Source organism: Nocardia cyriacigeorgica NBRC 100375 (genome assembly GCF_000308555.1).
Taxonomy (GTDB): Bacteria; Actinomycetota; Actinomycetes; order Mycobacteriales; family Mycobacteriaceae; genus Nocardia; species Nocardia cyriacigeorgica.
The window spans coordinates 22047-32505 of the sequence record NZ_BAFY01000218.1; the positions used below are offsets into that span (position 1 = coordinate 22047).

13 protein-coding genes are annotated in these 10459 nt (G+C 68.0%); 6 read left to right on the forward strand and 7 right to left on the reverse strand.

The genetic code is table 11. The annotated features are described in order from the left end of the window. Positions 1-217 precede the first annotated feature (217 nt). From RJ05_RS22410 to RJ05_RS22420, 3 genes are all read left to right on the forward strand, one after another. The gene (locus RJ05_RS22410) at positions 218-856 is read left to right on the forward strand and encodes an MspA family porin (RefSeq protein ID WP_036540350.1); all 639 of its coding nucleotides are present in this window, start codon (positions 218-220) and stop codon (positions 854-856) included. A 54-nt stretch (positions 857-910) separates the two neighbouring features. Continuing rightward, the gene (locus RJ05_RS22415) at positions 911-1576 is read left to right on the forward strand and encodes an MspA family porin (RefSeq protein WP_036540352.1); all 666 of its coding nucleotides are present in this window, start codon (positions 911-913) and stop codon (positions 1574-1576) included. A 173-nt stretch (positions 1577-1749) separates the two neighbouring features. After that, entirely contained in the window at positions 1750-2544 is a 795-nt protein-coding gene (locus RJ05_RS22420; RefSeq protein WP_051016816.1) for an ester cyclase, read from the forward strand. A gap of 70 nt (positions 2545-2614) precedes the next feature. Here RJ05_RS22420 and ubiG read toward each other — a convergent pair whose 3' ends face one another. Both ubiG and RJ05_RS22430 read right to left on the reverse strand, forming a co-directional pair. Further along, a complete protein-coding gene (gene ubiG, locus RJ05_RS22425; RefSeq protein ID WP_036540356.1) occupies positions 2615-3325 on the reverse strand; it encodes a bifunctional 2-polyprenyl-6-hydroxyphenol methylase/3-demethylubiquinol 3-O-methyltransferase UbiG in 711 nt (236 codons plus the stop codon). Then, positions 3322-4533, reverse strand: coding sequence for an FAD-dependent monooxygenase (locus RJ05_RS22430; RefSeq protein WP_036540358.1), 1212 nt, complete (start codon positions 4531-4533; stop codon positions 3322-3324). The genes ubiG and RJ05_RS22430 overlap by 4 nt, the downstream gene beginning before the upstream one ends. Positions 4534-4728: 195 nt before the next feature. Here RJ05_RS22430 and RJ05_RS22435 point away from each other — a divergent pair, with 195 nt between their 5' ends. Further along, positions 4729-5202: a DUF1772 domain-containing protein gene (locus tag RJ05_RS22435; RefSeq protein ID WP_036540360.1), complete on the forward strand. Its 474-nt coding sequence runs from the start codon at positions 4729-4731 to the stop codon at positions 5200-5202. Positions 5203-5291: 89 nt separating this feature from the next. Here the strand turns inward: RJ05_RS22435 and RJ05_RS22440 are convergent, their stop codons facing one another. The 4 genes from RJ05_RS22440 to RJ05_RS22455 are packed head-to-tail and all read right to left on the reverse strand — an operon-like array spanning position 5292 to position 8879. Continuing rightward, a complete protein-coding gene (locus RJ05_RS22440; RefSeq protein ID WP_211357650.1) occupies positions 5292-5927 on the reverse strand; it encodes an O-methyltransferase in 636 nt (211 codons plus the stop codon). A gap of 24 nt (positions 5928-5951) precedes the next feature. Then, complete coding sequence (locus RJ05_RS22445; RefSeq protein ID WP_036540363.1) at positions 5952-7379, reverse strand: carotenoid oxygenase family protein; 1428 nt, start codon at positions 7377-7379, stop codon at positions 5952-5954. Between the two features lie 20 nt (positions 7380-7399). Continuing rightward, positions 7400-8392, reverse strand: coding sequence for an aldo/keto reductase (locus RJ05_RS22450; RefSeq protein ID WP_036540364.1), 993 nt, complete (start codon positions 8390-8392; stop codon positions 7400-7402). A gap of 16 nt (positions 8393-8408) precedes the next feature. Beyond that, a complete protein-coding gene (locus RJ05_RS22455; protein WP_036540365.1) occupies positions 8409-8879 on the reverse strand; it encodes a DUF1772 domain-containing protein in 471 nt (156 codons plus the stop codon). Between the two features lie 101 nt (positions 8880-8980). Here RJ05_RS22455 and RJ05_RS22460 point away from each other — a divergent pair, with 101 nt between their 5' ends. After that, positions 8981-9565 (forward strand): TetR/AcrR family transcriptional regulator, encoded by a 585-nt coding sequence (locus tag RJ05_RS22460; protein WP_036540367.1) that lies wholly within the window; start codon positions 8981-8983, stop codon positions 9563-9565. On the opposite strand, the gene RJ05_RS22465 is transcribed toward RJ05_RS22460, so the two are convergent. Further along, positions 9540-10184 carry a TetR/AcrR family transcriptional regulator gene (locus RJ05_RS22465; protein WP_051016817.1) on the reverse strand — a complete coding sequence of 215 codons (645 nt, stop codon included), beginning with the start codon at positions 10182-10184 and terminating at the stop codon, positions 9540-9542. The two genes, RJ05_RS22460 and RJ05_RS22465, sit on opposite strands and share 26 nt — an antisense overlap. Positions 10185-10302: 118 nt before the next feature. On the opposite strand from RJ05_RS22465, the gene RJ05_RS31090 reads away from it, so the two are divergent. Next, a partial coding sequence (locus RJ05_RS31090; protein ID WP_156090846.1) for an NAD-dependent epimerase/dehydratase family protein occupies positions 10303-10459 on the forward strand: 157 nt, incomplete at its 3' end.

A 10459-nucleotide genomic window follows, 5' to 3' on the forward strand; every position in this document is an offset into this window, starting at 1 on the left:
CAGGCCGACCTTCTATCGTTAGCGAACTTCGCTGCATACCACGAGGATTCACGCACATACTGTGACCCTTCCCTCATTTGTACGCTGTACGAGGCCAATCGGTGTTCCCAGGCGTGATAGGTCTTGCCCCTGTCCGATACGAGTCCCGCTCGCGGTCGCCGAGAGTTTCCTACGAGCGCCTCCGACTCACCCCCTGCTGATGAGGAATCACCCAACGATGCGAAAAATCCTTGCTGCCTCCGCGCTGGCCACGGCCGCTCTCGGTCTCGCGAGCGGCACGGCCACCGCGGACACCTTCGTTCCGCTGCCCGACGGCGAGAAGGCCGGACCGGACGTCACCATCAAGCGGGTCGCGGAGAGCGCGTTGATCTCGCCGTCGATGGCGGCCAACGGCGCGGGCCGCGTCGCCTGGGTGAGCGGCACCGTGATCGCCGACGTCGCCGCCACCCCCAAGGGCGACCCGAAGCCCTTCGTCGGCGGTAGCGGCGCCCCCGGCACCAACAACTCCTCGACCCACGGCGCCTCCAGGATCAACACCGGCTACATCGTCGGCTGCCAGGTCAGCATTGCCGACAACGCCATCTCCGCGGGCGTGTCCGGCGGCATCACCACCACCGGGGTGAACGCCAGCGGCACGGTCGGCGTGAAGATCGGGCCCGGCGAGGTGAAGTTCGTCGGCGTCGAGGGCTTCGACATCGTCGAGAAGGGCACCTACCACGTCAGCTACAAGGACGTGGAACTCCAGATCCAGGGCTGCGGCGGGTACGCGCAGGCGCGCGCCTACACCGTCGTCGAGATCATCGGCACGAACTACTCCAAGACCACCCTGTACGGCCAGCCGTTCAGCATCGGCTGAATCCGCTGACCCGTTCTCGCGCAACCGATCACAGCCCTGAAAGGCAACCCCATCATGACCAGCCTGAAGAAGGCCGCCGCCCGCCTGGCCGCTGCCGCGGCGACCGCCACCCTCGCCCTCGGCCTGTTCTCCACCGGCGCCGCCAACGCCGACACCTTCATTCCGCTGCCCGGCGGTGAGATCACCCAGACCCTGCCCGACGGCACCGCCGTCACCATCCGGCTCACCAACGAGTCGGTCAACATCAGCCCGTCGATGGGCTCGACACCGCTGCACCGCAATGTCTGGGCATCCGGGCGCGCCGAAGTGCAGATCCACGGCTCGCACCAGTACTCGAAGATCTACCCCGGCTACGTGGTCGGCTGCCAGGTCGACATCAGCGGCGGCACCGGCACCGGCGGCGCCAACGGCGCGACCACCTGGGAAGGCAAGGGCAGCGGCGGCGTCACCTCCGGGGCCAACCTCACCCTCGGTCCCGGCCAGGCCGAAACGTTCTGGCTGCTCGACCTGGAAGGCCCCGACGCCTACGGCGAAAAGAGCTACCTGCGCGGCTACAGCTTCAAGGAGCAGCAGGCCTCGGTCACCTGGGCCGATTCCACCCTCGGTCTCGACGGCTGCGCCGGCTACGCCCAGGCCCGGGCTTTCGTCGGCGTCGAAGTCACCACCAAGACCGGGCGTTCCGAACTACGCCTGTGGGGCCAGCCCTTCAGCCTCGGCTGATCGCGCGGTCACACCGCACCCACGCCGCGGACTCGGCCGACCGGCCGAGTCCGCGCCGGCCCGCAAGACTCGCACCAGTTCTGTTCAAGGGCCGTGCTGGGTCTGATCGAGACACTTGGCTGCAGCCAGGGACCGGGCTCGCCGGTCTGTCACGCGATGACCAAGGAGTGTGAGTGGTGTCCGCAGAGGCCAACAAGGCAATCATCCGAAGGGTTTTCGACGAGTTCGTCAACCAGGGCGACTTCTCGGTGGTGGACGAGATCTATCGCGAGGACATGATCGACCACCAGCCGTTGCCCGGAGCACCGGAGGGGCTGGCGGGCGTCAAGTACACCATCGCCGGATTGCGCGGCGGATTCCCCGATCTGAAGGTGACGATCGAGGACATGAGCGCCCACGCCGACCATGTCGTCATCCACAACACCTGGCGCGGCACGCACCGAGGCGAGTTCCTCGGACTGGCACCGACCGGCAAGCAGATCAGCGCCAAAGGCGTTGTGGTGTGGCGGCTTCAGGACGGGCTGATCGCCGAACGCTGGGGCATCGGGGTGGACACCAGCATCCTGGCCCAGCTCGGAGTCGGGAAGATGGGACCGCGCAGCCGCGCCCGGGTCCGCGCCGTCGACGTGCCGTCGGTCCGCACCCTGCCGATCCTGCCCGGCCGGCTCGACCAGTGGCGGCAGGTGCACAAGGAGCTGAACGAACAGCGCGGCGAGGAGTACCGCGCCGCGCGTCAGGCGGCCGAGATCTCGCGGGAACTGGCGTGGTGCCGGTCCGGCCCGGACGGCGATGTGGCCATCTATCACATGGAATCGCCCGATCCGGCGCGGTCGCTGCGCGCACTCGCGAGTTCGACGGCCGCGGTCGACACCTGGCTGCGCACGACATTGACCGAGGTGCACGGACGCGATCCGTGGACCGAGAACCCGCCTGCCGCGGCCGAACTGGCGCACGGCTGGCAGCGCTGACCGCCACGGAAACGGCGACGGAGCCCATGGCTCGGCCATGGGCTCCGGACTCGACCAGCTCTGCGGGCTACTACTTCCGTGCCACGCCGAGATACAGCGCCGACGTGTCGGAGGTCAGCTTAGCTTTGAGGCTTCCGTCCTTGTTCTGTCCGCGAATGGCGATGCCCTTGGGAGCGCCGATCGGGGTGAATCCGGTCGCCCGCAGGTAGTTGTCCATCTCCTGCGGGGTGATGAAATCCGCCCAGTCGTGGGCGCCCTTGGGCACGATGCCGAGCACCCGCTCCGGCAGCCAGATCATCATCACGCCCGAGCGCATCGTCCGATTGATGGTGTCGTAGAGGAAGATTCCACCCGGCTTCAGCACCCGGTGGATCTCGCGCACCGAATCGGCCGGGCTCTTGACGTGCTCGAGCACGTCCACGCAGGTCACCACGTCGAAGGTGGCGTCGTCGAAGGGCAGCGCTTCGGCCGCCCCCACCTTGTACTCGATCTCCTTGCCCGTCTCCGCGGCGTGCCTGGTCGCCGCCTCCACCAGTTTGGGTGAGACGTCCACCCCGGAGACCTTCGCGCCGCGCCCGTACAAGAATTCGGTCGTGTAGCCGCCGCCGCAACCGACATCGAGAATGCGCACACCCGCCCACCCGGAGGGCATGTACCGATCGAAGTAGGCGAACCGGAGGGGGTTGAACGACTTCAGTGGGTTCATCATGGAGTCGTTGTCCCACCAGCTGTTGGCCCAGGCGGAAAAGAAGTGGTTGTCCTGCTGGACGCTGTCGGTCATGTCAGCTCCTGTCGGTTCGTTCGAGTGGACCGGTCGATGTCGGCGCGATAGCGGGTGGCGTACGCGACTTGCTCCTGCTCCGCCGCGCGGAAGGCGAAACGATCCCAGGACGCCTTCATGAATCGCTCCCTGAGCCAGATGGCGGCCGGGTTCTCCCAGGCACCCATCCGCCCGATCCGCCACGCCATCCGCTGCATGCGGGCGGTGCGTGGAATGCGTTCGCGCTCATAGGAACGCAGTGCGGCGATCGGGTCGGCGGCGCCGTCGAGATGCTCGGCCAGGATCAGCGCGTCCTCGATCGCCTGGCAGGCGCCCTGGCCGATATTGAAGGTGATCGGATGCGCCGCGTCGCCGAGCAGGCTCACCCGGCCCCGGCCCCAGCGGCGGATGGGTGCCCGGTCGATGACGTCATGGCGCAGGACCTGTTCGGCCGGTGTCGCGGTGAGCAGCTGGGCGACGGGTTCGGGCCAGCCACGATGACGCTCTACGAGCTTGCCGATCACATCGCCGTGGTCCACACCGTGCGGCGCTCCGTTCGCGACGCTCATCCAGTACGTCCGGCCAGGGGCGACGTCATAGTAGGTGAACCGGGTTCCCGGGCCGAAAAACGCGCAGAACGTACCCGGCGCGACGATCTCGGGGCCGACGCTCGCCGCGCCGCGCCAGGCGATGTAGCCGGTGTAGCGCGGCGGCTGATCGCCGACGAGAGCTCGCCGCACCGCGGAGTGCACGCCGTCGGCGCCGATGAGCAGCTCGCCGCGTTCGCTGCCGCCGTCGGCGAAGCGCACCATCACGCCGTCGCCGTCCTGATCGAACCCGGTCACCTCGGCGCCGGTGCGGATCTCGGTATCGGTCAAGGCGCGCATGAGGATCCGGTGCAGGTCCGAGCGCCCGATCGCGACTGTCGGCCTGCCGTACTTGGCGGCGAACTCGCCCACCGGCCAGGAGCCGATGCGCTCGCCGCGCGCGGTGCGGAATTGGCAGACGGTCTGCACCGGCGCGATCCGCAGCACTTCCTCGGCGACGCCGAGCGCGTCCAGTGCCAGCATGCCGTTGCTCCAGATATGCAGCCCCGCACCGCCGTCGCGCAGCTGCCGCGCGCTTTCGAAGACCACCGCGTCGATGCCTCGGCGCCGCAAGGCGAGCGCGGCGGATAAACCGCCGATACCGCCGCCGGCGATCATGACCCGCCGAACCGCTGTGCTCATGCGAAACTCCCTGTCCCCGCGTCGGCCGGTAAACGTCCGGTTCCACCCTGGCGGCCGGTGCACGAGGAAACCTCGAGCGCACCCTGATCCGAACTGGCGCATCAGGGCTCGGTGGTGAATTGCGATCCAGGCGCAGCAAAGGTCGGGACAAGACACTGGTGGCCGGCCGATCACCGCTACTCACCGGAGGACACCGTGAACAACCTCAGCTACGCACTGGCCACCCTGGCGATCCTCGGTTGCGCCGTCACCTACGGCACCGACACCTTCGCTGCCGTCGTCTGGCGCACCTCGCTGCGTCACCTCGACGAGCGGGCGCTGACCCATCTGGTCGGCTGGGTCCACTACTACGGCGATCGGCGCCTGCCGGTGCCCGGCGGACTCGGTATGGGCCTGGCCGTACTGAGCGTGATCGCCAGCGCGCTGGCCGGGCGGACCGAGGCCGCGCTCGCCGGCGGAGTGGCGGTGCTGGCGCTGGCTGCGTGGATGGGGATCTACCTGACCATCGCCAAGCCGGTCAACGAGAAGTTCAGCGCCGCGGCGCGGGCCGAGCAGACGCTGCCCGACGCGCGTGAGCTCCAGGCCCGCTGGGACAGCGTGATCAATCTGCGGGTGGCGATCCAGCTCATCGCGATCACCGGGCTGTGCGCGCAACTGTTCCTGCCATGAGAAACGGCCGGTCGGCACCTCGGTGCCGATCGGCCGTCCCGGTGGTCGCTGCGGCTCGATCCCGTGTGCGTCTCGGTCCCGCTTGCGGTTCAGTCCCGCTTGCGGATCAGCGAGAGCCCGTCGCCGATGGTGAGCACCACAACGTCGACGCGGTCGTCGCGGCGCACATGATCGTTGAATTCCCTGATGGCGATGGTGGATTCGTCGAACGGCGGCTGCACCACGTTGCCGAACCACAGCACGTTGTCCACCAGCATCGCACCGCCGGGGCGCAACCGCGGCAGCAGTTCCTCGTAGTAGGCGAGGTATCCGGTTTTGTCCGCGTCCACGAACGCCAGATCGATCACGAGATCGGGGTCCAGTGCGCGAATGGTGTCCAGTGCCGGACCGATACGCAGGTCCACCCGATCGGCCACGCCGGCCTGCTGCCAGGCAGCGGTGGCCATCGGCGCCCAGGCCGGGTTCACCTCGCAGGTGATCAATCGGCCGCCGGGCACCAATCCCCTGGCGATCGACAGGGCGGAATAGCCGGTGAAGGTGCCGATCTCCACCGCGGTACGCACACCCATCAGCCGGGTCAGCACCGTCAGGAACGCGCCCTGATCCGGCCCGACCTGCATGATGGCCGGGCCGCCGAGCCGTTCGGTCTCGGCGACCAGATCGTGCTGCACGGTGTCGTACAGGTTGGTGTGCTGGGTGACGTAGGACAGCAGATCCTCGGTCATCCGGACAGTCTTCATGCGAGCCTTTCAGGCGTCGGTGGGAATCCAGCTGCCGTGGAAACCGTTGGGCACCCGGTCCGGCAGATGGATGGTGGCGATGGTCGACATCGTTTGCGCGTCCAGGATCAACAGGTCGCTGCGGCGGGTGGCCTCGTTGTACTGGTAGCCCATGAGCACGCCCTCGTCCTCGGCCGCGTCGGGGCGACTCGGGACGAAGCTGAACTCGCTCGGCTGGATACCGGGGCCGAGCCGCTTCTCGATCGTGGTGCCGGCGACCAGATCGTGTTTGAACAGTGCACCGGCCGGGCTGCCGCCGCCGAGCGCCTCCATGGTGTAGCCGTAGCGGTGCTTGCGGCCGACGAGTCGTTCGTCGATGCGCGGGAATTCCTGTGAGCGGTCGTCCAGGCGCGATTCGCGGACCGCGCCCGCACGCGGATCGACGACCCAGCGGTCCAGGGTGGTCGGGCCCTCGTCCGGTCCGTTGCGATCGGTGACGAACATGCGCGGATGCCGCACCACATCCAGCACCACCGTGTCACCGTCGTCGTAGGCGTTGAGCGGGTGGAACACATAGCACGGCGACACATCGAACCAGCGGATGTCGGCGGCGGTGCCCTCGCGCGGCAGCAGACCGACCCGCGCGGGGTGGGCCGGATTCCACCGGGCGGGCAGTCGGTCGTTGGGCCGCATCCGGCGACCGACCATGGCGGTGATCGGATCGGGTACCCGTACCCGTCCGATGAGGGCCGACAGCAGCAGTTGGGTGGGATAGCGCAGCGGCCGTGGCATCGTCATCGCGGCCGCCGCCTGCGGATCGAAGGTCACCGGGAGGTCGTAGAGCACGACATACTTCTCCGTCAGCGAGAAGTCGTGCATCATCGGCACTCCGCGGATCGGGATGTCGACAATGCGGCGGGCCCGGCCCTGCACATCGATCACCGAGTACTGCACGATGTCGCCGCGGCCGAAGAAGTGGGTGATCGCGTGCAGCTCGCCGGTCACCGGGTCGCGGTGTGGATGGGCGGTGTAGCCGCCGGGCAAGGTGCCGTCGAAATCGCAGGGTCCGACGGTATCGAGCTCCTCGTCGAGCTCGTAGTTGGCCATCCCGCCCTCGATCAGCGCCAGCGTCTTGCCCGCGTGCCCGATGACGTTGGTGTTCGCGCCGAACAGCTCGATGCCCGCCCGATGCTTCGGCGGATTCGCCGGATCCGACACGCGCACCCAGCGATTGCGGTACCAGCGTGCGTTCCCCTCCGCCAGACGCACGCCGTGCACCATGCCATCGCCCATGAACCAGTGGTAGGTCTGCGGGTCCACCTCGCCGATCGGGTTCGGGCCGTTGCGGACGTAGCGTCCGTCAAGGATGTCGGGGATCGTGCCGGTCACCTCGAGATCGAAGGCGGTGAGTTCCTGCTGGACGGGAGCGAAATTCCCCTCCAGATACATATTCGCCATGTCGTTCGCCCCCTCTGCGCTCAGCGGCCGAGCTGCGCCATAGCGGGCGCCGGGTAACGCTCGCCTGCCGCGATTCCGGTGGGCGCCACGGCCTCGATGGCGGCGAGTTCGGCGGGTTCGAGCACGATCTGCTCGACCGCGACGTTCTGCACCACGTGCTCCGGCTTGGTGGTGCCCGGTATCGCGACGATGTCCTCGCCACGCGAGAGCACCCAGCTCAGCGCCAACTGCGCGGGCGTGACGCCCTTGGATTCGGCCAACTCACGCAGCTTGTCCACCACAGCGAGGTTCTTGGCGAAGTTCTCACCCTGGAATCGTGGTGAGACACGGCGGAAATCGTCGGCGGCGAGGTCGTCGATCGAGCGGATCGTGCCGGACAGGAAGCCGCGGCCGAGTGGACTGTAGGCGACGAAGCCGATGCCGAGTTCTCTTGCCGTCGCCAGCACGCCGTTGTCCTCGACATCGCGGGTGAACAAGGAGTATTCGGTCTGGATCGCGGTGAGCGGATGGACTGCGTGCGCCCGGCGCAGGGTCTCGGCGGACGCCTCGGAGATGCCGAGATAGCGGACCTTGCCCGCGGCCACCAGCTCCGACATCGCGCCGAAGGTTTCCTCCACGGGCACATCCGGATCGACGCGATGCTGGTAGTACAGATCGAGGTAGTCGGTGCCCAGGCGGCGCAAGGTGCCGTCGATGCTCTTGCGCACATATTCCGGGCGGCCGTTGATCCGCCAGGTGAGGTTGCCGTCGTCGTCGATCTCGTTGCCGAATTTGGAGGCGAGCACGACGTCGCCGCGGCGCTCGCCGAGCGCGGCGGCGATCAGTTCCTCGTTGCGGTGCGGGCCGTACATGTCCGCGGTGTCCAGCATCAGCACGCCGAGGTCGAGCGCGGTGTGGATCGCGGCGATGCTCGCCGACTCCTCGGCGGGCCCGTAGGCCACGCTCATTCCCATACAGCCGAGCCCCTGCGCGGAGACGACCAAACCCTGTGTGCCCAAAGTGCGCGTGCGCATGTGAATCTCCTACCGATCAGGCCGCGACGGCACTGATGAACAGCGAAATGACCGCGAGGCCTTGCAGCACGGCGCGAACGTTGATGACCGAATCCCAGGTGCGCTGCAGGTCTCTGGCGGTGGCGGGGGTCTGACCGGCCACCGCGGCCGCGGTGAGGGCGGCATTCACCGGCACGCTCACCCGGCCGTAGATCACGAACCACACGCCGAGCGCGACGACGGCGACGATGCTCGCGGCGATGGCGGCGGCGCCCTGGCCGAGAACGACCGCGGTGATCGCGGTGGCCACCGAGGCGACGAGGCCGAGCGCGCCGGGGAATTTCAGGCGCTGATCCCCGTAGAGGTGGATATAGCCCATCGCCGAGGTCAGCACCTCGTCGGAAACCTGGGCCATCGCCGATCGCTGCACCACAGCGCAGAACACGTCGGTCCCATAGATGATGCCGACCGCCAGGATGGCGATGCCGGCCAGCACTTGATGTGCCACAACAGCTCCCTCACATCGGATGAGTGTTCGCTAGCAACGATAGAACTCCGAGCGGCGATATGTCCATGGCCGAAACTAGTGCTGCTATCTTCGCTAGCACTATGACTGTGCAAGAGCGCCGTGAGCGGGAACGAGCCCGCAGGCACCGGTTGATCGTCGATACCGCACGGCAGCTCGCGGAGGCCGAGGGCTGGGAAGCGGTGACGACGCGACGGCTCGCCGCTCTCATCGAGTACAGCCAGCCGGTGCTCTACAGCCATTTCGCGAATATGGAGGCCATCGCCAACGCCGTGGCGATGGAGGGCTTCGCCGAATTGGCCGACACCCTGGCGCGGGCACGCGCCGGCGCCGCGCCCGAGCAGATCGCGCACCGGGTCGCGCTGGCCTACGTGGATTTCGGGGTGCGGCAGCCGGCGGTCTACGACGCGATGTTCGTGCGGGCCACCGATCTCGCCTTCGGCAGCCCGCAGACGCCGGAACCGCTGCGGCGAGCCTTCGCCGAATTGCTTGCCGCGGTCGAACAGCTTTCCGGCCCTTACGATCCCGAGACGGACGCGGAGGTGTTCTGGAGCGCGCTGCACGGCCTGGTGATGCTCGCGCGCAGCCGCCGGCTGCGTCCGGATATGCAGGGTGAGCGGCTGCGGATACTGCTGGAGCGCTTCAGCCGGATGTGGCCGCCCCGGTAGCGGCGAACAAGCCGGTCAGGTCAACCAGCAGATGACGGCCGCGCTCGGCCCCACCCTTGATGCGGCCGTCGAGCACCAGCCCGACCAGCCCGTGCAGATGCGCCCACAGCAGGTCCGCGGCCGCGTCCGCGTCATAGGCGGAGGCGCACAGATGCGGCGCGCCTTCGGCGATGGCCGCACGGAGGACCTCGAAGCACGCGCGGGCGGAATCGGGCGCCTCGGCGGTGCCGAAGGCGAGGCCGGGCAGCGTATGCATCAATCGGTACAGGTGCGGGTCGGCCATCGCGAAATCCCAATAGGCCACCGCCACCGCCAGCAGCGGCCCACCGCGCTCGCGCTGCACGTCCGGGCACAGCGCCGCGCCGAGTTGCCCGGCCAGATCGGCGAATCCGACGTCGACCAGTTCGAGCAGCAGCGCCCCCTTGTTGGCGAAGTACTCGTACACGATCGGCACGGTGTAGCCCACCCGATCGGCGACCGAACGCACCGTGACGCTGTCGAACCCGCCGGTCTCCGAGGCGATCGAACGGGCCGCCGCCAGCAGTTCCCCGCGCAGCCGCTCGCGCGCCTCGGCGCGCTCGCACGCCGTGCCCTTGATCCGCTTACCCGCTCGTGGCACTGCTCCTCCTCGGTCGCCGCGAATTTCTAACAACGGTAGACAATCGCGCGGCGGCACGTCTAAAGTCAATTTCTAACGTTGATAGAAATCAACGTGTACAGGGGACAAGGAGTTTGCGATGCGAGTTCTGGTAACCGGAGCGTCCGGCACGATCGGCAGCGCGGTGGCGCGGGCCCTGATCGGCCGCGGCCATACCGTGATCGGCACCGTCACCGCGGCCGACCGACCGGTGCCCGCCGGGGTCGAACCGCTGGTGGCCGACCTGTTCGATCCCG

Coding starts and splice junctions, on each gene's coding strand:
- RJ05_RS22410 (WP_036540350.1), top strand. CDS start 218: ATGCGAAAAATCCTTGCTGCCTCCGCGCTGGCCACGGCCGCTCTCGGT.
- RJ05_RS22415 (WP_036540352.1), top strand. CDS start 911: ATGACCAGCCTGAAGAAGGCCGCCGCCCGCCTGGCCGCTGCCGCGGCG.
- ubiG (WP_036540356.1), bottom strand. CDS start 3,325: ATGACCGACAGCGTCCAGCAGGACAACCACTTCTTTTCCGCCTGGGCC.
- RJ05_RS22430 (WP_036540358.1), bottom strand. CDS start 4,533: ATGAGCACAGCGGTTCGGCGGGTCATGATCGCCGGCGGCGGTATCGGC.
- RJ05_RS22440 (WP_211357650.1), bottom strand. CDS start 5,927: ATGACCGAGGATCTGCTGTCCTACGTCACCCAGCACACCAACCTGTAC.
- RJ05_RS22445 (WP_036540363.1), bottom strand. CDS start 7,379: ATGGCGAATATGTATCTGGAGGGGAATTTCGCTCCCGTCCAGCAGGAA.
- RJ05_RS22450 (WP_036540364.1), bottom strand. CDS start 8,392: ATGCGCACGCGCACTTTGGGCACACAGGGTTTGGTCGTCTCCGCGCAG.
- RJ05_RS22460 (WP_036540367.1), top strand. CDS start 8,981: ATGACTGTGCAAGAGCGCCGTGAGCGGGAACGAGCCCGCAGGCACCGG.